Origin of the sequence: Allobosea sp. MMO-172 (assembly GCF_037147855.1) — a bacterium.
In the GTDB taxonomy this organism is placed as follows: Bacteria; Pseudomonadota; Alphaproteobacteria; order Rhizobiales; family Beijerinckiaceae; genus Allobosea.
The window spans coordinates 38,123-59,149 of the sequence record NZ_JBBCUM010000015.1 but is presented as its reverse complement, the minus strand read 5'-3'; the positions used below and the strand labels follow the sequence as shown (position 1 = coordinate 59,149).

Sequence of the window (21,027 nt, the reverse complement as noted above, 5' to 3'; positions counted from 1 at the left end):
ATCGCCACGCCTTGAGGTCACTTCCCGCCCTTCTCGTTGCGCAGGGCGTTGGCGACCTGGTCGACGAGCCGGCGCGGGTCCGGGTGGCCGTCATATTCGATGACGCCGACGCCGAGGCTGTTCTTCAGCACCGTCTGGCCATCGATCGAGAAATGGGTCGCCGCGTAGCTCTCGACGATGCTGCGGGCGAACGCCGCGGCTTCCTTGGCATCGGTCCCGACGCGGATGATCAGGAAGGTCTCCCGGCCCATGCTGAACACGGTATCGCTGGAGCGCACCGCGTTGAGCAGCATGGCGGCGGTCTGCTGGACGACCGTGTCGGCCCCGGCCTCACCGAGGCGCGCACGCAGGCCGTCGAATTGCGAGATCTCCAGCATGATCATCGAGAAGGGCCGACTGGTCCGGCGCCGCAACGCGACCTCGCGCGAGATCGCGGCGCGGAGATAGCGCCGGTTCAGCAGCCGCGACAGCGGATCCCTGGCGCTGCCGACGTCGAAGGAATGGCTGAACAGGATGCTCAGGAGGCTGTTGATCTGGCTGGCGATCAGCCTGATCTCCCTGAGATGCTCCTGACCGCCGGAAGCCCCGCCCGGCTCGCGCAACCGCCGGACATGGTCGTCGGCCTGGGTGACGAGGCGAGCGATCGACGCGTACTCGGCGGAGCGGCCGAACAGCAGATTCGCCCGATGGGAGAACCACAGGCCGAATTCCGACTGGCTGAGCGGCAGGACCCCATCCGCCTCGCCGCCCATCTGGGAGCCGAAGAACACGGCCTGCGCCCATTCGGCCAGCGAGGCCTTCTGCTTCTCCCGTTCAGCGCGGAAATCGTGATCGATCGAGACCTGTCGCAGCGCTTCCTCGGCCCGCAGGTTGCGGTCGAGCCCGCTGATATGGGCGGCGGCTATCGCAGCGGTCGCCACATCGATGACTCCGGACACGTAGAGCGCCGCCTGCACGAACTCGTCGCGCGACAGGCGCGTGTGCTTGAGGCTGTTATAGATGCCGCGCTTGAGCACGCGTGCCGCGAGCATGCTCAGCGCCGTCGGGATCTGGATGCGGGCATGTGTCGACCCGATCTCGGACTGGCGCATGAGGAAGGCCGAGGCGTCGATCGCGTCCTTGGGGAAGATATCGACGAGCCATTGCGACAGGGCCGCCCGGAACCGCCTGGCGATGACGTCATCGTCGAACAGGGCCTGGACCCGCACATGGCGGGTCAGGTCGCCCCAGAGATCGTCCACCAACTCAACGGCGAAATGCTTGACGGTGCTCGCTACCATAGCGCGCACCGGCGCCGGAACACTGCCGCTCAAAGTTGAAATCTCAACCTTCAGTTGCGCGAAATCTTCATCTTCCCAGAGCGCTGCGCTCAGCATTTCACCTTATCCGGCAGAATAGAGGCTCCCAATCAGGTCGATCGATAGTATCTTACAGTTATCAAACGACAATAAATCTTTGTCCAGCTTGTTAACGATTCGGCAACACCCATTAACGGGTTAATCCACCACGACAGAATTTCCCACCGAACTGAGATCATATCTAGAAAATTTGCCGGTTTCTCCTCGACAGGCGCGTGTATTTCGTAAATTTTTGTCCGGCCGTTCACGATGGTTACGAAATCGTTGACCACCCCATTGGACGCGCCGGCTCGTTATTTAACTTGGCCAGAGCTTTCCTGCCCTACGTCGCATCGCGTCAGGGACGGACAATGGCTTTCAACCTCTTCAGCAGTGACAGCGCTTCCGCACAGATCGCGGCGATCCATCGATCCCAGGCGGTGATCGAGTTCGACATCCAGGGCAAGATCCTCTTCGCCAATGCCAATTTCCTTACGGCAACCGGCTATCAGCTGGCGGAGATAACCGGACGCCATCACACGATCTTCCTGCCGCAGAACATGGCCGAGGCGTCTGACTACACGGCCTTCTGGAACGCGTTGCGCCAGGGCGAGCCGCAGGAGGGCCAGTTCCTGCGCATCGGCAAGAACGGCACGCCGCTCTGGCTGCAGGCGATCTACGCCCCGGTGCTGGGGCGCGGCGGCAAGCCGGTGAAGATCGTGAAATTCGCGACCGATATCACGGCGCAGAAGGCCGAGATCGCCAATTCCGAAGCGCAGATCGCGGCGATCCGCAAATCGCAGGCCGTCATCGAGTTCGACCTCGACGGCACCATTCTCGACGCGAACGACAATTTCCTGCGCGCCGTCGGCTACCGGCTCGACGAGATCAAGGGTCGCCATCACCGGCTCTTCGTCGCAAGCGAGCAGCATGTCTCCGAGGATTACAAGCGTTTCTGGTCGAAGCTCGCCCGCGGCGAATACGACGAGGGGCAGTATCTGCGAATCGGCAAGGGCGGGCACCAGATCTGGATCCAGGCCACCTATAATCCGATCCTCGATTCGGCAGGCCGGCCCTACAAGGTCGTGAAATTCGCCTCCGACATCACGGAGCGCCGCCGCGAGCAGGACGCTCTGCAGCGCACGGTCGCGGAAACGCAGCAGGTCGTCGCCGCCGCCAAGCAGAAGAACCTCCATCCGCGCATCGACATGACCGGCAAGGCCGGCGACCTGCGCAATCTCTGCGAGGGCGTGAACGCGCTGATCGAAACCCTTTGCGAAGTCGTGACGACGACGGCCGACATCTCCGACAAGCTCGCCAGCGGCTCCTCGGCGATCAACCGCGACAGCCGCAACCTCGCCCAGCGGACCGAGGAACAGGCCAGCAGCCTCGAAGAGACAGCTGCGACGACCGAGGAGCTTGCCGCCTCGGTCAAGCAGAGCGCCGCGCGGGCACAGGACGCGACGGTGCTCGGCGAAACCGCCAATGCGATCGCCAACCGCGGCGGCGACATCGTCAGCGCCGCCATCGCCGCGATGGAGCGCATCGAGCGCGCCTCCGCCAATATCGCCGACATCATCAACGTCATTGATACGATCGCCTTCCAGACCAACCTTCTCGCGCTCAACGCCGCCGTCGAGGCGGCGCGCGCCGGAGAAGCGGGCCGCGGCTTCGCCGTGGTCGCTTCGGAGGTCAGGGCGCTGGCGCAGCGCTCCAGCGATTCGGCCAACGACATCAAGAAGCTGATCACCGATTCGGCGGAAGAGGTCTCGGCCGGCGTGAAGCTGGTCCAGGAAGCGGGCACCGCCCTGACCGAGATCATGCGGTCGTCGGGACAAGTCTCCGCCGCGCTCGCCGATATCTCGATCGCCTCACAGGAACAGGCGAACGGGATCGAGGAGGTCGCCAAGGTCGTGGCCCATCTCGACGAGATGACGCAGCAGAATGCCACGATGGTCGAGCAGAGCCAGGGTGTCGCCGGTTCGCTGGAGGATTCGGCCAGACGCCTCCAGACGCTCGTCACCTCCTTCCAGATTCCCGCGGAGCGCCTGGGTTCCCAGGCCGAGAATGCCACCCTCGCGCGGTCGCCACAGGCGGCGGCGGAGCCGGCGCCGACCGCGCCCGCCCGGCTGCAACGCCGGGTGCTGCGCGCGATGAACAGCGGCCGCGACGACTGGGCGGAATTCTGACGCCAGCCGCCGAGCCCTGTTCCCTTCGACCCAGGAACATGCCGTGAAGCCACGATGGCGGCGGCATGCCCCCAGCCAAGACGAGACCCATGCCATGAAGCAAGACGACCTCAGCACTTGCATCGCCGGGCTGGCCAGCGCCCAGATCAGCCTGTTCGGCATCCTGTTCAAGCATCTGGAGAACCGGCTCGGCAGCGAGATCAAGCGTGACTTCGCCGACGAACTCGGCCGGATCATCGCGGTCGCCGAGCAGAGCGGGCAGCCGGTCCAGCCCTTCCAGCGCATCATCTTCGAGCATATCGCCGACTGGCTGAAATCGCCTGAACGCGGCTGGACACCGGTCGTGATCGACGGCGCGAAGGCAGCTCAGGCGATGGCGGGCGCGACCGCGCCGGCACCCGCAGGCCACGGTTCGACAACAAGCTGAAGTTTCGAGGAAGTTTGGAGCGGGCGATCGGGATCGAACCGACGACATTCAGCTTGGGAAGCTGACGTTCTACCACTGAACTACGCCCGCATGCCCTTCACGCTGGCGAAGCAACGCGCGGCAGGCCCGCGTTCATAGCGGGTCCGCGCCCAAGTGTCATCCGGGAATCGCTGGCGATCGCGAGAGGACTAGAGCGGGCGTTCGCTCAGCCCTTGAAGTGCTTCGAGAGCTTCAGGGCCTGGCCCTGATAGTTGGACTTGAGATCGGCGCCGTAAAGCGCTTCCGGGCGGCCTGCCATGGTCTCATAGACCAGGCGGCCGACGATCTGGCCGTCCTCGATGATGAAGGGCACGTCGCGGGAGCGGACTTCGAGCACGGCCCGCGCACCCTGGCCACCGGCGGCACGATGGCCGAAGCCGGGATCGAAGAAGCCGGCATAGTGGACGCGGAATTCGCCGACCAGCGCGTCGAAAGGCGTCATCTCGGCGGCATAATCCGGCGGGACATGCACCGCTTCCTTGGAGGCGAGGATGTAGAACTGGCCGGGATCGAGGATCATGCTGCCCGAGCCGTCGTCATGGATCGGCTCCCAGAAATCGGCGGCGCGATAAGCGCCGACGCGATCGACATCGATCAGAGCGGTGTGATGCTTGCCGCGATAGCCGAGCAGGCCGTCGAAACCGGAAAGATCGACGCTAACGGCGACACCGCCCTGGAAGGAGGGCTCGGCCGCGCTGACCAGCGTCTCGCGGGCATGAATCTCGCCGAGGGCGCGGTCGTCGAGCCGTGTCTCGCCAGCGCGGAAACGGATCTGCGAGAGCCGCGAACCGGAGCGGACCAGAACCGGGAAGGTGCGCGGCGAAATCTCGATGAAAAGCGGGCCGTCATAGCCGTCCTCGACCAGATCGAACTCGCGGGCGCGATCAGTGATGACGCGAGTGAAGACATCGAGCCGGCCGGTCGAGCTCTTCGGGTTGGCGGCGGCGCGCAGGCCCTTGGGCAGGCGCAGGCCTTCCATCAGTTCGGCGATGTAGACGCAGTCAGTTTCGAGCACCGCGCACTGCGTCAGGTCGATCTCGTGGAGCGAGAGATCCTCGATGCGGCTGCGCACCGTGCGCTCCGGGCCAGGCAGGAACGAGGCGCGGACGCGATAGGCGCGTGCGCCCAGGCGCAGATCGAGGCTCGCCGGCTGGATCTGCCCCTCGGCCGGCGGCCGCGCGAGCGTGATCGCTCCCGCCTCTATGAAGGCGCGGATGGAGCTGTCGGGCTGGATGCCGGGCTTGAAGGTCAGCATGCGCGTTCCGCAGGGGACAATCGGTCATAGCTAGCGAACGAGGCCTTGAAGGCCAAGCATGGCGGCAGCGGGGCATGCACGGGCCAAGGGGTTGTCCACGCCAGAATCGCCGCAGCACCACATTGACGCTGGCGCCGGCCGGCCGGTAACACATCACGGCGGCAAGGCCGCGACCGAACGAAGCGGAGCCTTCGATGTATCAGGCCCAGACGCATGGCGTGCGCGTGACCGCGGCGCCGAGTTTCATGGATGCGGAATCCTCGCATGCGCAGAGCCGCTATTTCTGGGCCTATGCGATCGAGATCGTGAATCTCTCGACGCAGACCGTGCAGTTGATGACCCGCCACTGGTTCATCACCGACGGGCGCGGCGAGGTCCATGAAGTGCGCGGCGAAGGAGTCGTCGGCAAGCAGCCGGTGCTGCGGCCGGGCGAGAGCTTCAACTACACCTCGGGCTGCCCGCTGACGACGCCTGACGGCTCGATGCACGGATTCTATGCCATGCAGGACGAGAACGGCACGATCTTCGATGTCGAAGTGCCGCTCTTCCCGCTCGATTCCCCCTATGTGAAGAAGGTTCTGCATTGACCGCCTCCGCTCCAGCCGGGCAGCGCTACACGCCGCTCGAAATGCTCGCCCGCCTCGTCGCCTTCGACACGGTGAGCGACAAGTCCAATCTGGCCCTGCTCGACTTCGTCGAGGACTATCTCACGGGCTGGGGCGTCTCCTCCCTGCGCTTCCCGAACGCGACCGGCGACAAGGCCGCCCTGTTCGCGACGGTGGGTCCGCAGGATCGCGGCGGCATCGTCCTCTCCGGCCATACCGATGTCGTGCCGGTGGCGGGCCAGGCCTGGAGCCGCGACCCGTTCACGCTGCATGTCGCGGATGGCAAGGCCTATGGCCGCGGCGCCGTCGACATGAAGGCCTTCCTCGCGCTCGGGCTGGCGCTGGTGCCGGATTTCCTGGCGGCGAACCTGAAGACGCCGATCCATCTCTTCCTGTCCTATGACGAGGAGGTGACCTGCCTCGGCGTGGTCGACGGCATCAATGCCATGGGCAAGACCCTGCCGCGGCCGCGCGCCGTCATCGTCGGCGAGCCGACCATGCTCGATATCTGCGACGCCCATAAGGGGGTCAGGACCTTCCAGACGGTGGTGAAGGGCTTTGCGGCGCATTCCTCCAAGCCGCAGCTCGGCGCCAGCGCCGTCCATGCCGGCGCGCTGCTCGCGGCCGAGCTCGACCACATGGCGGAGGACGCCAAGCAGCGGCCGGACACGAGCGGCCGCTTCGACCCGCCCTATGACACCGTCCATATCGGCACCTTCCATGGCGGTATCGCCCGCAATATCCTCGCCGACCGCAGCGAGATCCTCTGGGAGATCCGGACGGTCCCGAGTTCCGATCCCGAGGCCGGCCCGGCGCGCTTCGCGAAGGTGGCCGACAAAGTGCTGGCACGGATGCGCTCGACCGCGCCGAGCTCCGCGATCGAGACGCAGATGACCTCGGACGTGCCGGGACTGGCGCCCGATCCGGGCTCGGAGGCCGAGCGGCTCGCGATGCGGCTCTCCGGCCGTAACCACACGATCGCCGTCGCCTATGCGACCGAAGCCGGGCATTTCCAGCAGGCGGGGCTTCCGACCGTGGTCTGCGGCCCCGGCTCGATCGACCAGGCGCATCAGCCGGACGAATACATCACGCTGGAGCAATTGGCGGCCGGCGAGGCCTTCATGCGCAAGCTGATGGCGGAGTGCCAGGTGGGCTAAAGGCTGTTGTCATGCTCGGGTCGCCGCTTCGCGGCGCCCGAGGATGACGAGTTGGCTACTGCCCCGCCGCCTGCCCGTCCTCGACCTCGGCCGGATCGAAGGAATAGCGCCGCGAGCAGAATTCGCAGGTGACGCCGAGCTTGCCGTCATCGGCGATCATCGCCTTGCGATCCTCGGGCGCGAAGCCGCGCAGCATCGAGAGCACGCGCTCGCGCGAGCAGCGGCAGGCCTCGTGCACGGTGACCGGCTCGAAGACGCGGGCGCCGCGCTCGTGGAACAGGCGATAGAGCAGGCGCTCGCTCTCCAGCGTCGGGTCGAGCAGTTCGTGATCCTCGACCGTCTCGACCAGCGAGCGCGCCTCCATCCAGGCATCGTCGGCAATGCCGTCCGGGTCGGGGTTGGCGAGAATCTCGTGACCTTCAGGCACGTCGCCGGGATGGATATCGGCCGCGCGCAGGCGGTCCGGCGAATGCGGCATGAACTGCACGAGGATGCCGCCGGCGCGCCATTGCGGACGCCCACCCGTCGTGACGGTGCCGACACCGAGGCGAACCCGCGTCGGGATCTGCTCGGACTGGCGGAAATACTGATGCGCGACCTCTTCGAGGCTCTGGCGCTTCAGCGGCACGATGCCCTGGTAGCGCGTCGTCGCCGAGCCCTGGTCGACGGTCATGGCGAGATGGCCTTCGCCGAGCAATTCCCCGGTCGAAACCTTGTCGAGCGCGATCGCCTCGACCAGCTTGGCCTCGTCGATATGGGCGACCGCGCGGAAATTATCCGGCGCGTTGAAGTCCACGACCATCATCGGGATGGCGCCGTCGCTCTTGGTCTGGAGCTGAAAGCGGCCCTCGAACTTGAGCGCCGTACCGAGCAGGACGGTGAGCGCTGCCGCCTCGCCGAGCACGCGCGAGACGGGCTCGGGGTAGCCGTGGCGATCGAGGATCGTATCGATCGAGGCGCCCAGCCGCACGACGCGGCCGCGCACGTCGAGATCGGGCACGGCGAAGGGGATGACCCGATCGTCGAGCCCGGCGGTGTCGATGGTGTCGTCCACGGCCATCAGGCCGCCACTCCGCCGAAGCACCAGGCAAGAATGCCCTTCTGCGCGTGCAGGCGGTTCTCGGCCTCGTCGAAGACAGCCGATTGCGGGCCGTCCATGATCGCGTCCGTGACCTCCTCGCCGCGCGAGGCCGGCAGGCAATGCATGAAGATCGCGTCCTTCTCGGCGCGCTCCATCAGCCTGTCATCGACCTGATAGGGTCGCAGGAGGTTGTGACGGGTGCCCTCATCGTCGTCGCCCATCGAGACCCAGCAATCGGTAATGACGCAATCGGCGCCCTCGACCGCCTCTTCGGGACGGTGGGTCAGCTTGATCCTGGCACCCTGCTTCTTGGCCCAGGCGATCAGGGCCGGCGGGGGTGCCAGCTCCTCGGGCGTTGCGACGGACAATTCGAAATCGAGCCGGCCGGCAGCATGGACCCAGGAGGTCAGCACGTTGTTGGTGTCGCCGGTCCAGGCGATGCGCTTGCCCTCGATCGCACCCTTGCGCTGCTCGAAGGTCATGACATCGGCCATGACCTGGCAGGGATGCTGGCGCTTGGTCAGGCCGTTGATCACCGGGACGGTGGCGTATTTCGCCATCTCGACCAGCGAGTCGTGGTCGAGAATGCGGATCATGATCGCGTCGACATAGCGCGAGAGCACGCGGGCGGTATCCGCGATGGTCTCGCGCTCGCCGAGCTCGATCTCATGGCCGGCAACCATCATCGGCGAACCGCCGAGCTCACGGATGCCGACATCGAAGGAAACGCGCGTGCGCAGGGACGGCTGCTCGAAGATCGTGGCGACGACCTTGCCTTCGAGCAGGCGGTCCCCGGCGGCGGCGGGGGTACGGCGTCGCGCCTTGATCTCCTCGCCCGTGCGCAGGATCGCGCGCAGCTCGCTGCCGGAGAAATCGGAGAGATCGAGGAAATGGCGCGTCACGGGCGCTTCCTTACGCTTCGCTGGTGTGGGGCTTGCGGATGAACTTATTCGGCGGCCGGGCGCTTCAGCGTGGCCTCGATGCCGGACGCCGCCTTGTCGAGGCGCGACACGGCTTCGGCGACATCGGCCTCGGTGATGATCAGCGGCGGCAGCAGGCGCACGACATTGTCGCCGGCACCGACGACGAGCAGGCCGTGGGCGCGGGCCTCGTTGACGAAATCGGTGTTGAGCGTGTGAAGCTTGAGGCCGAGCATCAGGCCCTCGCCACGGATCTCGGCGATGACCTCGGGATGCTTGTCCTTGAGCTCGGCCAGCGACTGCTTCAGGCGAAGAGCGATCTGGCCGACATTCTCGATGAAGCCGGGCGCGAGCACGACATCGAGCACGGCATTGCCGACCGCCATGGCGAGCGGGTTGCCGCCGAAGGTAGTGCCATGGGTGCCAAGCGTCATGCCCGAGGCCGCCTCTTCGGTCGCAAGGCAGGCGCCCATCGGGAAGCCGCCGCCGATGCCCTTGGCGATCGACATGATGTCAGGCGCAACGCCGTATTTCTCATGGGCGAAGAACTTGCCGGTGCGGCCGACGCCGGTCTGGATCTCGTCGAAGATCAGCATCAGGCCCTGCTCGTCGCAGAGCTCGCGCAAGAGCTTGAGGAAGCGGGCCGGCACGGAGCGCAGACCGCCCTCGCCCTGGATCGGCTCGATCATCAGCGCGGCGGTTTCCGGCGTGATCGCGGCGCGCAGCGCCTTCTCGTCGTCGAAGGGCGCCTGGTCGAAGCCGTCGACCTTGGGGCCGAAGCCGTCGATGTATTTCTGCTGGCCGCCGGCCGCGATGGTCGCCAGTGTCCGGCCGTGGAAGGCGCCCTCGAAGGTGATGATGCGGTAACGCTCGGGATGGCCCTTCGCGGCATGGTATTTCCGCGCCATCTTGATGGCGCACTCGTTCGCTTCGGCGCCCGAATTGGTGAAGAAGACGCGCTCGGCGAAGGTCGCCTCACAGAGACGGCGGGCCAGCCGTTCGCCATCCGGCGCGCCATAGAGGTTCGAGGTGTGCCAGATCTTGCCGGCCTGCTCGGTCAGCGTCTTGACGAGATGCGGATGGGCATGGCCGAGCGCGTTGACCGCGATGCCGGCGCCGAAATCGAGATAACGCGTGCCGTCCGCCGTGATCGCCCAGGGGCCTTCGCCGCGCTCGAAGGCAACGGGGGCGCGGGCATAGGTCGGGACGAGCACGGACTGGCTGGCGGAAACAGGGGCGGGAGCCATGAGACGAAGATCCTCGCGAGGGGGACGGGGTGAGAAACGGATTGGCGCTGAACGGAGAACGACGATCCGGGATGGATGCTGCAGGCATGCAGCCACGATAAGACCCGGTGACGACGTTATCGTCGCACCCAGCTCCTGATCTCTCGTCGCGCCGTCATCCGCATCGTCGGAACCTTGATCCGCCAAACATAAGCGCCGCCCGAGCGGGGCGGCGTCACCTTGTGGATAAATATGCTTAAGGCGGTCGCGACTGTCAATTCAGTGCCGCAGGGACAGTGTTGCCGAAAGGATTCGCTTGACCGTTCAATCGCGAATCGTCTGGGGAAAAGCCGAATTGGGATTCGCCGACTCTTGTTCGCGAGTCACCGCAGCTTGTATGGTCGGCTTCGTCAGATACGACATTTCGTGCGGCGCCTCCTGTACCGTCTGTTGCGGCAGCAACGGCCTTGTCCCTGCGACAAAGCCGCCGGTCCCGGATTCCGTCACGAAGCGCCCTTAAAGGCAGGACCCGCGAGGGACCAGCCGGACAAGACAGGTGATGCGGATGAACGAAGCCGGAGCATGGACGGAAGAGCGCGTCGAGCAGCTCAAGAAGCTCTGGAGCGACGGGCTGAGCGCCAGCCAGATCGCCGCCGAGCTGGGGAACGTCACGCGCAACGCGGTGATCGGCAAGGTGCACCGTCTTGGCCTTTCGGGCCGGGCCAAGAGCGCAGCCCAGCCCGCCGCGCCGCGCAACAGCGCCCCGCGCAAGGCGCCGGCCCGCTCGCCGAGCCATCCGATGGCCGGCGCGGCCCCCACCCCGACGCGTGGCGCCCATGCGCTGGCGCCCGACTTCGCCCCCGAGGCGGAGATCGAAGTCGAAGCCGCGCCGCTGCCCTCCGAGGACGTGGTGATCCCGTTCTCCGAGCGCGTCACCATCATGGACCTGCGCGAGTATATGTGCCGTTGGCCGATGGGCGACCCGACGACCCCCGAATTCCGCTTCTGCGGCGCGCGCTCGCAGACCGGCCTGCCCTATTGCAGCCACCACGCCCGCATCGCCTACCAGCCCGCCGCCGACCGCCGGCGCGACCGGAGCAAGGTCCGGGCCTGATCGGGTTGCGGAGCATCGAACAAAGAAAACCGGCCGAAAGGCCGGTTTTTTGTTGTCTGAACTCGAGCCGGCCGCGTGGCCTCACAACCTCCGCTTCTTCTCCAGCGAGCGGCTCCAGCGCGAGAGCGCGAAACAGATCAGCCAGTAGATCGCGCCAGAGAAGACATAGGCCTCCATGTTCATGCCGACCCAGTTGGGATCGGCGAGCGAGGCCTGGGCGATGCCGAGCAGGTCGAGGATCGAGACGACCAGCACCAGCGTCGTGTTCTTGATCAGCGCGATGAACTCGTTGGTCATCGCCGGCAGCGAGATGCGCAATGCCTGCGGCAGCACGATCAGGCCCGTCGCCTTCCAGTAGTTGAGGCCGAGCGCGGTCGCGGCCTCGCGCTGGCCCTTGGGCAGGGCCTGCAGGCCGCCGCGCACCGCTTCCGCCATATAGGCGGCGATGACGAAGCCGAGACCGATCACGGCGCGCGCCAGCCGGTCGATGCCGATGCCGCCGGGCAGGATCAAGGGCAGCAGGAGCGAGGCGAGGAAGATCACCGCGATGATCGGCACGCCGCGCCAGAACTCGATGAAGATCACGCTGATCAGGCGGATGATCCGGAGTTCCGACTGCCGGCCGAGCGCGAAGAGGATGCCGAGCGGGATCGCGATCAGGCTCGAATAGATCGAGATGAACAGGGTCAGCGTCAGCCCGCCCCATTCGCGCGTCTCGACATAGCGCAGGCCGAAGCCGCCGGAGAGCAACCAGATGCCGAGCGGCGGCAGGACGACCAGCAGCGCCAGCGCGAGCTTCAGTTTGAAGCGCTGCGGCGCGAAGACCACCGACAGCACGCCGGCCAGGACGAGAAGCCCGGCGATATCGACGCGCCAGCGCTGGTCCACGGGGTAGAGCCCGTACATGAACTGGCCGAAACGGGCGCGGATGAAGACCCAGCAGGCGCCGCCGGGCGCGCAATCGGCCCGGGTCGAGCCGATCCAGGTCGCGTCGATCACGGCCCAGCGGATCAGCGGTATCGCGATCCAGGCCATGAGGGTGATCAGCACCACCGAGGTGAAGCCGGTGAAGGGCGTTGCGAAGAGGCGCTCGCGCCAGATCGAGAGGGCGGAGGTGCGGGTCATCGCGTCACCAGGGCGATGCGGGCGTTGTACCAGTTCATCAGCGCGGAGACCGCGAGGCCGATGACGAGATAGACCGCGAGCGTCATGGCGATGATCTCGATCGCCTGGCCGGTATTGTTGAGCGCCGAGCCCATGAACAGGCTGACCACGTCGGGATAGGCGATCGCCGCGCCGAAGGACGAGTTCTTGAGCACGTTGAGGTACTGGTTGGTCAAGGGCGGGGTCATCACGCGCAAGGCCTGCGGGATGACGACGAGGCTCAGGATGCGGCCGGGGCGCAGGCCCAGCGCCGATGCCGCCTCGCTCTGGCCCTTCGCCACGGACTCGATGCCGCCGCGCACGATCTCGGCGATGAAACCGGCGGTATAGGTGACCAGCGCCGCGAGGAGCGCGACGAATTCAGGGATGACGACGAAGCCGCCGCGATAGTTGAAGCCGCGCAGCACGGGGATGTCCCAGCGCGTGGCGAGGCTCGCCCAGGCGATGGCGAGCGCCGGGACGACCACGATCAGGCCGATGCCGATGGCGAGCAGCGGCGCGTCCTGGCCGGTGCGGTCCTTGCGGCGGCGCGCCCAGGCGCTGGCCAGCCAGTAGCACAGCCAGGACATCAGGACCGCCAGCGCCGCCCAGCGGAAATTGCCGGGCGCATCCGGCAGTGGAATGGTGAGGCCGCGATTGTTGAGGAAGGCGACGCCGAACAGGCCGATGCTCTGGCGCGGCTGCGGCAGGGCAGCGATGACGCCGAAATACCAGAACAGCACGAAGAACAGCAGCGGGATGTTGCGGACGAACTCGATATAGGCGCCGGCGATGGTCGAGAGCAGCCAGTGCGAGGACAACCGCGCGATGCCGAGCGCGAAGCCGAGCAGCGTCGCCAGCACGATCGCGATCACCGTCACCAGCATGGTGTTGGCGACGCCGACCCAGAACAGCGCGAAGATGTCGTCGGACTGGGTATAGCCGGTCAGGACGAAGGGCACCTCGATGCCCGATGTCCGCCAGAGGAAGTCGAAGCCCGAGGCGATGCCGGCCTTGACCATGTTCTCCGAGGCATTGCGCACGAAGAACACGGTGAGGCCGACGAGCAGCAGGATCAGGGCGATCTGGTAGAACCAGTCGCGGACACGCTTGTCGTTGATGAAGGATAGGACGTTCATGCCGCGAGGCCTTCGCAACTTGCGTCGGAAACACGCGGTCATCCCGGGCGGAACGAAGTGGAGACCCGGGATCCATGCCGGAACGGTTCAGGCATGGATCCCGGATCGGCGCCGCTCACGCGGCTTGTCCGGGATGACGCGCTGGCGGGTTCGCTAGGCGTCCGCTCTCACTGGAAGGGCGGGGTGAAGAGCAGGCCGCCCTTGGTCCAGAGCTGGTTCTGGCCGCGTTCCATCTTCAGGCCCGAACCCATGCCGACGGTGCGCTCGAAGCTCTCGCCGTAATTCCCGACCTGCTTGATGGCGTTGTACATCCAGTCGTTCGAGAGCCCCATCATCGCGCCGAAGCCGCCCTCGGCGCCGAGCAGGCGGCGGACTTCCGAGTTCTTGGAGTTCGCCTTCATGTCGTCGACGTTCTTGGAGGTGACGCCGAGCGCCTCGGCCGCGATCATGCCGTTCAGCACCCAGCGCACGATCAGCTGCCAGCGCTCGTCGCCCCAGCGCGTCACCGGGCCCTGCGGATCGTTCGAGATCGGCTGGGTCAGGATGACGTGATCCTCGGGGGTCTTGAGCTTGGCGCGCTGACCGGCGAGCGCGCCGACGCCGGCGGTATAGGCGTCGCAGCGGCCCGCATCATAGGCGGCGATGGCGTCGTCGTTCTTCTGGAAATTGGTGATGGTCGTCTTGAGGTTGCGCTCGCGGAACCAGTCGGCGGCGTTCTTCTCTTCGGTCGAGCCGGCGGCGACGCAGACCGAGGCGCCGTCGAGATCGGCCGCCGTCTTGGCATTGGCCGACTTGCGGACGATGAAGGTCTGACCCTCGTAGAAATTGATGCCCTGGAAATTGAGGCCGAGCGTGGCGTTGCGCGAGAAGGTGATGGTCGAGTTGCGCGAGAGCACGTCGACCTGGCCGGATTGCAGGATCGGCCAGCGCTGCTGCACCGAGGTCGGGGTGTACTTCACCTTGTTGGCATCGCCGAGCACCGCGGCGGCCAGCGCCTTGCAGTAATCGACATCGAGGCCGCTCCACTCGCCCTTGTCATTGGCGAAGGAGAACCCGGGCAGGCCGAGATGCACGCCGCATTCGAGATTGCCGCGCGCCTTGACGGCATCCAGCGTCGGGCTCGGCGCCAACTGCTGCGCCTGCGCCATCGAAGCCCCCGCGGCAAGCAGAGCCGCGGCACCCAAAATCCTGAAGGTCGTCATATCCGTCTCCCCGAAGCCGTCGGGCGGCTTTCTGTGTTGCAGGGCGACTATGCAACAGGCGCGGGGAAAGCGATAGCGCATCGAAAGGCGAGCGGATCACCCGCGCCATCGTCCTGCCGGGGCCTGTCAGGATGCCCCGGCCGGTTGTTCCGCGCCCTCAGTTGCCGAAGATGGTGTTGAGCTGGCTGCCGACCATGATGAAGGTGGTGCGCTTCGGCATCTCCTTCAGACGGACGGCGCCGATATAGGTCATGGCCGAGCGCACGCCGCCCATCAATTCCTGCATCGTGCCCTCGACCGGGCCGCGATAGGGCACCTCGACGGTCTTGCCCTCGGAGGCCCGGTATTTGGCGACGCCGCCGGAATACTTGTTCATCGCCGTGTCCGAGGACATGCCGTAGAAGGTCATCGCCACCGGCACCTTCTCGCCATTGCGCTCCTCGTAGCGGATCTCGCCCTCGCATTCGTCATGGCCGGCGAGCATGCCGCCCATCATCACGAAATCGGCGCCGCCGCCATAGGCCTTCGCGACATCGCCCGGCACGGTGAGCCCGCCATCGCCGCAGACGAAGCCCTTCAGGCCATGGGCGGCATCGGCGCATTCGATGATGGCGGAGAGCTGGGGATAGCCGACGCCGGTCATCTTGCGGGTCGTGCAGACCGAGCCCGGCCCGATGCCGACCTTGACGATATCGGCGCCGGCGAGGATCAGCGCCTCGGTCATGTCGCCGGTGACGACATTGCCGGCCATGATCGCGGCATCCGGGAAGGCGGCGCGCGTCGCCTTGACCGTATCGACGAATTTCTCGGTATAGCCGTTGGCAACGTCGAGGCAGATCTTGGTGATCGGCGACTGCGCGTGGACCGCCTTCAGCTTGTCATGGTCGGAATCGGTCGTGCCCAGCGAATAGAAGGCGTTGGCGGAGCCGGGCTCGCGGAAGAAGGCGATGAGCTCATCGGCGCTGTAATGCTTGTGCAGGGCGACCATGGCGCCGTGCTTCAGGAGCGCGCGGGCCATCGCCATCGTGCCGACCACGTCCATATTGGCGGCGATCAGCGGGAAGCCCTTCCACTCCTTGCCGGTATGGGCGAAGCGGAAGCTGCGTTCGACATCGACCTCGGCGCGGCTGCCCAGCGTCGAGCGCTTCGGGCGAATCAGCACGTCGCGGAAATCGAGCTTCGGGTCGTTTTCGATGCGCATGATCGGGCCTCTGGCTGTCGCTGTCGCCGGGCGAAGGCCCGGCGGCACGCATGCGGAGAGGCGTGCGCCGATTCATAGCGCCGGGGATGGGGCAGGCGCAATCCCGGCCGCGGTCAGGCGGTTGCGGGCGGCGGGGCCGCCGTGCGGGCGTTCTTGCGGATCGTGTAGAGCGTCGCCCCGATGACGATGGCGGCTCCCGCCCAGGTGGTGAGCGCCGGAATCTCGGCAAAGAAGACGAAGCCGGTGAAGCTCGCCAGCAGCAGGCGGCTGAAATCGAGCGGAGCCAGCGCCGCCGCCTCGCCGACCTGATAGGCGCGGGTGATCAGCCATTGCCCGGCCGTGCCGAACAGGCTGAGCGTGATCAGCCAGAACCACTGGTCGGGTGTCGGCACCTGCCACCAGAGAAAGGTCGGCACAGCCAGAAGCACGATCAGCACCATGCCCTGATAGAGCAGGATCGTGTCGGTGCGCTCGCTCGCGGCGAGCTTGCGGACGCTGACCGTGATGGCGGCGCCGCAGACCGCGCCGGCGACCGCGAGAAGGGCGTAGACATCGAGCCCCTCCGAACTCGGCCGCAGCATGATCAGCACGCCGACGAAACCGATCACCGTCGCGGCCCAGCGCCGGCCGTCGACCACCTCCTTGAGGACGAGCACCGCCGCGATGGTGACGAACAGAACCTGACTGAAGCCGATCGCGGTCGCCTGCGCGAGCGGGATTTTCACGACCGCCGTGAAGCCGCAGAGCATCGAGAGCAGCGTGACCACACTGCGGAAGATCTGGAGGCCGAGCCGGTCGGTATGCAGCGCCTGTCGCAGGCTGCCGGCGGCGAAGAGCAGCAGGATCGCGGTCATGGTCACCTGCCGGATCAGCAGGATCTGCACCAGCGGGATGCCCTGCCCGACATGCTTGATGCCGGCGACCATCACCGCATAGACGAGCATCGAGGCGAACATGAAGACCGAGCCGCGCAGGTTCGGACTCGCACCGCGCCACCAGTAGCGCAGCCGCTGCCTGCGGCTCGCGAACCAGCCTTCACTCGAACCAACTGGCGGCGCGGCCTCGACGATTGGAACGGAGCGGGAGGAGCCAGGCTCGGGAGGCGCGGAAGCGGCCGGCTCCTGCCATGCCGGAGCCTCGCCCTCGAAACCCGGCCGTTCATGACGGCCGGACTGCCGATCCTCGCTCATCACCCTCAACCAGTGGTCGCGGCCGATGACCGGCCCGGCATTTCATCCCTTGGTGCAAATCATTGAGGAAACGCGGCAATTCGGCCAATGACAAAGTCACATGGCCGCATTGTCCCGGCCGCGCGACGCGCAGGGGCGGCATACCCGGCGCGGGCTGTGCAAGGGCGCGAACAGATTCTAGGACGAGCCTGAGAGGGACCTGCCGCTTGACGCTTCAAGATCGCCCATATCCCTGCCGCCTCATTGCGGAAGGCGACCCGACCGGCGCATGCCGCCGCAACGGGCATGGCGAGCCCGTTCGATGAAAGTCCTGCTCGACGATTTCGTGGGCGGCCTGCGCCAGCTCGCTCCGAGCCGCTTCCCCTATCGACGCTTCGCTCTCGCATTGGCGCTCGGTGGGCTCGGCGGCTGGCTCTTCGTGCAGGCCAAGCTGCCCTTGCCCTGGATGCTGGGCTCGATGGTGTTCTGCACCTTCGCCGCCCTGATCAGCCTGCCTGTCGCCGCGCCGGCCGTGATCCGCCCGCCGATGACGGCGGTGATCGGCGTGATGCTCGGCGCCTCGTTCAAGCCGGAGGTGATCGCGCAACTGCCGAACTGGCTGCCGACGCTGGCCGGGCTCATCCTGTTCATGGTCGCCTGCGGGCTGTGCTGCGTCAGCTATTTCCGCCGCGTCGCCGGGTTCGACCCCGTCACCGCCTTTTTCTCGGGCATGCCGGGCGGGCTGATCGAGATGGTCACGGTCGGCGAGGAGAAGGGCGGCGATGCCCGCATCATCGCGCTGATCCACTCGGCCCGCATCCTGCTCGTGGTGATGACGCTGCCCTTCATCGTGCAATGGATCGGTGGCGTCACGTTGAGCGGCGGGCGCGTCGCCGGCCCATCGATCACGCAGACACCGCTCGGTTCCGAACTCTGGCTGATCGGCTGCGGCATCGTCGGCGTGATGGTCGGGCATTGGCTCAGGATGCCGGCGAAATTCCTGCTCGGACCGATGCTGGTCAGCGCGATCGTGCATGTCACGGGCCTCAGCGCCGCGATGCCGCCCTCGGAGATCGTCAATGCGGCGCAGCTCGTGCTCGGCGTGACGATCGGCTGCCGCTTCGTCGGCACGGCGCCGCGCATCATCCTGCGCGTGCTCCTGCTCTCGGTCGGCTCGACCGCGATCCTGCTGGCGCTGACGCTGGGCTTCGCCTGGCTCGTGGCGCTCGTCTCCGTGCACGGCCATGTCCCGCTGATCCTGGCCTATTCGCCGGGCGGCCTCGCCGAGATGAGCCTGATCGCGCTGGCGCTCCATACCGAAGTCGCCTTCGTGGCGGCCCATCACATCATCCGCGTCTTCCTGGTGATGGTGTCGGCCGGGCCGATCTTCGGGCTGATCGGCCGCCGCAAGCTGCCCGCGGAATAACCAGCCTACGGCTGCGCGGCGGCAAGCCCCTGCGCGAGCCCTTCCGCGAGCGCCTTCCGCTGTCCTGCCAGGAAGGCAGCGCCATCGATGCGCTGCCGGTCGCCGGCGCGGATCGCCGCGACGCGCTCCACCAGCATCCGGGCGAAGTCTGCGGGCGTGTCGGCGAGAGTGAAATTGGCGGGCAAGGCCGTGAAACCCCTGCAGGACAGGGGCGTCGCAACCGCCGGCAGGCCGTATTGCATCGTCTCGATCGTCTTCAGCTGCACACCGGTGCCGGCCCGGCTCGACAGCGCCACGAGGCGGCAGGAGCGCAGGAAATGCTCGGCCGAGGGCACGCGCCCGACCAGCGTGACGCCGGGCGGCGGCCGCAGCTCCGGCGGCACGCGGCCGGCGACGGCGATGCGGATATCATCCGGTAAGAGCGGGCAGATCTCGCGCAGGAACCATTCGAGGCCGATCAGATTCGGGCCCCAGGTCCAGGTCCCGATCATCCCGATATCGAAGGCCGGGGCTTCGTCGCGATCGTCCGGCGGGCTCGCCGCCGGATCGCCTGAGACCAGCGGCAGGGCACAGGATTTCTGCCGATAGGCCGGGCCGAGCGCCCGGCGATCCTCTTCCGCCAAGGTCCAGATGAAGCGCGCCTCGTCCCAGAGCCCGCGCTCCAGCCGCTCCAGCAATCGCGCCTCGCGCCGGTAGAGCCAGCTCAGGACCGGGTTTCCGGCATGGTCGGCATTCTGGCCGGCCGAGACATGCTCGATATTGTGCTCGACGAGGATGCAAGGGGCGATCCGCGTGAGCTCCGGGAAGGCACCGGGCAGGAGCACCGAATTCAGGATCAGCGCATCGAATGGCCCCTGCGCCGTCACGGCCTCGACGAGGCGCCCCTCCCCGATCAGCCGGAGCTTCGCGCAGGCGATCGGCATCCCCAGTCGCAGGGCCGCCGCGAGCCAGCGCAGTTTCTGCCCGGCGGGCACGACCGCGTTCTCGATATCGGCCTCGGCGAGGACGACGGCCTGCTCCGGCTCGGCCGGGGCCTCGCCGGGGCGCAGGAAGCCGATCGCGGCGACGTCATGCCCGGCATCGCGCAACGCCTTCAGGATCGCCGCATTGGCGATCTCGAAACCGGTATCCGGCCGGGCGACCGGGATCAGCGAGGTCAGGAAAGCGAGGCGCAAGAAGGAGAGCTCGTCGGCAGGTGATATTCCACTCCTCCCAATGGCCGGGCAGGTCAAGCCGCGTCCTTGACTATGATCAACGGGAGCTCGCCGGATCGGGGCCCGTTTCGGCGACGGCAAACACGGAACTTTAAGCTGGAACGGCCTAGTTTTCGGGCGATGACGATGGCCAGCCAGATTCGAGAGGGTGCGCCGGGGGCTGGTCGGAATCCTTCCGCCCCTGCGGTCTTCACCATGCCCGAGAGCTTCGAGATCGTCGCCGGCTCGGCGCCGGAGGCTCTGGCGGGCATCACAAGCGTGGTCTGCGTTCCGACCTTCAAGCGCCCGGACATGCTCGAGGCAACGCTACGCTCGCTCGCCAACCAGCAAGGCGGGCATGATTTCGCGGTGATCGTGGTCGAGAACGAGGGCATCGAGCGGGCCGGCGCGGCCCGCGCCAGCGCCCTGCACGCAGCAGGCCTGTTCAAGGGTTTCGTCATTGTCGAGCCGCGGCAAGGCAACTGCAAGGCCTATAACGCGGCCTGGCGCTGCGCGCTGACGCACTTTCCGGCACTGGAGCAGGTGCTGGGCATCGACGACGACGAAGAGGCCGAGCCCGGCTGGCTCGACGCCTTCGTCACCGCAGCCCGCATGGCGCCGGCCGACCTGTTCGGCGGCTCGGTCACGGCCGTCTTCGCGGATGCCTCGCGCGCCTGGCTCTCGGCGCACCCGGTGTTCCGCTCGCATTACGGAACCAGCGGCCCGGTGCCGATGCTCTATTCGAGCGCGAATTACCTGATCCGGCGCAGCGTGCTCGACACGCTGGGCTTCCCCTTCCTCGACGAAAGCTTCGACTTCACCGGCGGCGGCGATACGGATTTCTTCACCCGCGCCAAGGCGGCAGGCTTCCGCTTCTGGTGGGTGCAGGAGGCCGCGCAGCGCGAAACCATGCCGGCGCGACGCAGCGAGTTCGGCTGGATCCATGCACGCGGCCTGCGGAACGGCGCGATCTCGGCGGCGATCGAAAGACGGCAGAATCCGGGGCCAGGCGGGCGGCTTCGCGTACTGGCGAAATCGCTCGCGCTGCTCGCCGCGTCAGTTCCGCGCGGCCTCGCGCTGGGAATCCGCACCCGTTCCGGGCTGATCGGCCTCTACCATGCCCAGGTTGCGGCCGGTCGCCTGATGTCGGAATTCGGCGTCGCCAACGAGCAGTACCGCAAGCCCGAGAAGAACTGACCGGATC

The 21,027-nt window shown here is 66.7% G+C and carries 18 protein-coding genes and 1 tRNA gene; 7 read left to right on the top strand and 12 right to left on the bottom strand.

Annotation, left to right across the window (positions count from 1 at the left end; genetic code table 11):
• Window positions 1–17: 17 nt before the first annotated feature.
• Window positions 18–1,280: a GGDEF domain-containing protein gene (locus WFK61_RS20395; protein ID WP_336813907.1), complete on the bottom strand. Its 1,263-nt coding sequence runs from the start codon at window positions 1,278–1,280 to the stop codon at window positions 18–20.
• A gap of 428 nt (window positions 1,281–1,708) precedes the next feature.
• Between WFK61_RS20395 and WFK61_RS20390 the strand changes: the two genes are divergently transcribed.
• Window positions 1,709–3,526: a methyl-accepting chemotaxis protein gene (locus WFK61_RS20390; protein ID WP_336813906.1), complete on the top strand. Its 1,818-nt coding sequence runs from the start codon at window positions 1,709–1,711 to the stop codon at window positions 3,524–3,526.
• 94 nt (window positions 3,527–3,620) lie between these two features.
• Window positions 3,621–3,953 (top strand): hypothetical protein, encoded by a 333-nt coding sequence (locus WFK61_RS20385; protein ID WP_336813905.1) that lies wholly within the window; start codon window positions 3,621–3,623, stop codon window positions 3,951–3,953.
• Window positions 3,954–3,968: 15 nt separating this feature from the next.
• Here WFK61_RS20385 and WFK61_RS20380 read toward each other — a convergent pair.
• Window positions 3,969–4,043, bottom strand: a tRNA-Gly gene (locus tag WFK61_RS20380).
• 115 nt (window positions 4,044–4,158) lie between these two features.
• Window positions 4,159–5,247 (bottom strand): 2'-deoxycytidine 5'-triphosphate deaminase, encoded by a 1,089-nt coding sequence (locus WFK61_RS20375; RefSeq protein WP_336813904.1) that lies wholly within the window; start codon window positions 5,245–5,247, stop codon window positions 4,159–4,161.
• Window positions 5,248–5,441: 194 nt separating this feature from the next.
• Between WFK61_RS20375 and apaG the strand changes: the two genes are divergently transcribed.
• Entirely contained in the window at window positions 5,442–5,834 is a 393-nt protein-coding gene (gene apaG, locus WFK61_RS20370) for a Co2+/Mg2+ efflux protein ApaG (protein WP_336813903.1), read from the top strand.
• Entirely contained in the window at window positions 5,831–7,009 is a 1,179-nt protein-coding gene (gene argE, locus WFK61_RS20365; RefSeq protein WP_336813902.1) for an acetylornithine deacetylase, read from the top strand. Before apaG ends, argE begins: the two co-directional genes overlap by 4 nt.
• A gap of 55 nt (window positions 7,010–7,064) precedes the next feature.
• Here argE and WFK61_RS20360 read toward each other — a convergent pair whose 3' ends face one another.
• Genes WFK61_RS20360 through WFK61_RS20350 form a run of 3 tightly spaced genes read right to left on the bottom strand, consistent with a single transcriptional unit; the run spans window position 7,065 to window position 10,257 of the window.
• The gene (locus tag WFK61_RS20360; RefSeq protein WP_336813901.1) at window positions 7,065–8,069 is read right to left on the bottom strand and encodes an Hsp33 family molecular chaperone; all 1,005 of its coding nucleotides are present in this window, start codon (window positions 8,067–8,069) and stop codon (window positions 7,065–7,067) included.
• On the bottom strand, window positions 8,069–8,992 hold the full coding sequence (argF, locus tag WFK61_RS20355) for an ornithine carbamoyltransferase (RefSeq protein WP_257733096.1): 924 nt from the start codon (window positions 8,990–8,992) through the stop codon (window positions 8,069–8,071). Before argF ends, WFK61_RS20360 begins: the two co-directional genes overlap by 1 nt.
• 44 nt (window positions 8,993–9,036) lie before the next feature.
• Complete coding sequence (locus tag WFK61_RS20350) at window positions 9,037–10,257, bottom strand: aspartate aminotransferase family protein (RefSeq protein ID WP_336813900.1); 1,221 nt, start codon at window positions 10,255–10,257, stop codon at window positions 9,037–9,039.
• A 544-nt stretch (window positions 10,258–10,801) separates the two neighbouring features.
• On the opposite strand from WFK61_RS20350, the gene WFK61_RS20345 reads away from it, so the two are divergent.
• Entirely contained in the window at window positions 10,802–11,350 is a 549-nt protein-coding gene (locus WFK61_RS20345) for a GcrA family cell cycle regulator (protein ID WP_336813899.1), read from the top strand.
• Window positions 11,351–11,431: 81 nt separating this feature from the next.
• Here WFK61_RS20345 and WFK61_RS20340 read toward each other — a convergent pair whose 3' ends face one another.
• From WFK61_RS20340 to WFK61_RS20320, 5 genes are all read right to left on the bottom strand, one after another.
• Window positions 11,432–12,475: an amino acid ABC transporter permease gene (locus WFK61_RS20340; protein WP_336813898.1), complete on the bottom strand. Its 1,044-nt coding sequence runs from the start codon at window positions 12,473–12,475 to the stop codon at window positions 11,432–11,434.
• Entirely contained in the window at window positions 12,472–13,632 is a 1,161-nt protein-coding gene (locus WFK61_RS20335; RefSeq protein ID WP_336813897.1) for an amino acid ABC transporter permease, read from the bottom strand. Before WFK61_RS20335 ends, WFK61_RS20340 begins: the two co-directional genes overlap by 4 nt.
• A gap of 167 nt (window positions 13,633–13,799) precedes the next feature.
• Window positions 13,800–14,834: an amino acid ABC transporter substrate-binding protein gene (locus tag WFK61_RS20330; protein ID WP_442896343.1), complete on the bottom strand. Its 1,035-nt coding sequence runs from the start codon at window positions 14,832–14,834 to the stop codon at window positions 13,800–13,802.
• A 157-nt stretch (window positions 14,835–14,991) separates the two neighbouring features.
• Window positions 14,992–16,035 carry a GMP reductase gene (locus WFK61_RS20325; protein WP_336813896.1) on the bottom strand — a complete coding sequence of 348 codons (1,044 nt, stop codon included), beginning with the start codon at window positions 16,033–16,035 and terminating at the stop codon, window positions 14,992–14,994.
• A gap of 113 nt (window positions 16,036–16,148) precedes the next feature.
• Entirely contained in the window at window positions 16,149–17,225 is a 1,077-nt protein-coding gene (locus tag WFK61_RS20320) for a DMT family transporter (RefSeq protein WP_336813895.1), read from the bottom strand.
• Between the two features lie 301 nt (window positions 17,226–17,526).
• On the opposite strand from WFK61_RS20320, the gene WFK61_RS20315 reads away from it, so the two are divergent.
• Window positions 17,527–18,630, top strand: a complete 1,104-nt coding sequence (locus WFK61_RS20315) for an AbrB family transcriptional regulator (protein ID WP_336813894.1) — start codon at window positions 17,527–17,529, stop codon at window positions 18,628–18,630.
• 5 nt (window positions 18,631–18,635) lie between these two features.
• Here WFK61_RS20315 and WFK61_RS20310 read toward each other — a convergent pair whose 3' ends face one another.
• Entirely contained in the window at window positions 18,636–19,805 is a 1,170-nt protein-coding gene (locus tag WFK61_RS20310; RefSeq protein WP_336813893.1) for a glycosyltransferase, read from the bottom strand.
• A 165-nt stretch (window positions 19,806–19,970) separates the two neighbouring features.
• Between WFK61_RS20310 and WFK61_RS20305 the strand changes: the two genes are divergently transcribed.
• Window positions 19,971–21,020, top strand: coding sequence for a glycosyltransferase family 2 protein (locus WFK61_RS20305; protein ID WP_336813892.1), 1,050 nt, complete (start codon window positions 19,971–19,973; stop codon window positions 21,018–21,020).
• Window positions 21,021–21,027: the final 7 nt, after the last annotated feature.

Coding starts and splice junctions, on each gene's coding strand:
- WFK61_RS20395 (WP_336813907.1), bottom strand. CDS start 1,280: ATGGTAGCGAGCACCGTCAAGCATTTCGCCGTTGAGTTGGTGGACGAT.
- WFK61_RS20390 (WP_336813906.1), top strand. CDS start 1,709: ATGGCTTTCAACCTCTTCAGCAGTGACAGCGCTTCCGCACAGATCGCG.
- WFK61_RS20385 (WP_336813905.1), top strand. CDS start 3,621: ATGAAGCAAGACGACCTCAGCACTTGCATCGCCGGGCTGGCCAGCGCC.
- WFK61_RS20375 (WP_336813904.1), bottom strand. CDS start 5,247: ATGCTGACCTTCAAGCCCGGCATCCAGCCCGACAGCTCCATCCGCGCC.
- apaG (WP_336813903.1), top strand. CDS start 5,442: ATGTATCAGGCCCAGACGCATGGCGTGCGCGTGACCGCGGCGCCGAGT.
- WFK61_RS20360 (WP_336813901.1), bottom strand. CDS start 8,069: ATGGCCGTGGACGACACCATCGACACCGCCGGGCTCGACGATCGGGTC.
- WFK61_RS20350 (WP_336813900.1), bottom strand. CDS start 10,257: ATGGCTCCCGCCCCTGTTTCCGCCAGCCAGTCCGTGCTCGTCCCGACC.
- WFK61_RS20345 (WP_336813899.1), top strand. CDS start 10,802: ATGAACGAAGCCGGAGCATGGACGGAAGAGCGCGTCGAGCAGCTCAAG.
- WFK61_RS20340 (WP_336813898.1), bottom strand. CDS start 12,475: ATGACCCGCACCTCCGCCCTCTCGATCTGGCGCGAGCGCCTCTTCGCA.
- WFK61_RS20335 (WP_336813897.1), bottom strand. CDS start 13,632: ATGAACGTCCTATCCTTCATCAACGACAAGCGTGTCCGCGACTGGTTC.
- WFK61_RS20330 (WP_442896343.1), bottom strand. CDS start 14,834: ATGACGACCTTCAGGATTTTGGGTGCCGCGGCTCTGCTTGCCGCGGGG.
- WFK61_RS20325 (WP_336813896.1), bottom strand. CDS start 16,035: ATGCGCATCGAAAACGACCCGAAGCTCGATTTCCGCGACGTGCTGATT.
- WFK61_RS20320 (WP_336813895.1), bottom strand. CDS start 17,225: ATGAGCGAGGATCGGCAGTCCGGCCGTCATGAACGGCCGGGTTTCGAG.
- WFK61_RS20315 (WP_336813894.1), top strand. CDS start 17,527: ATGAAAGTCCTGCTCGACGATTTCGTGGGCGGCCTGCGCCAGCTCGCT.
- WFK61_RS20305 (WP_336813892.1), top strand. CDS start 19,971: ATGGCCAGCCAGATTCGAGAGGGTGCGCCGGGGGCTGGTCGGAATCCT.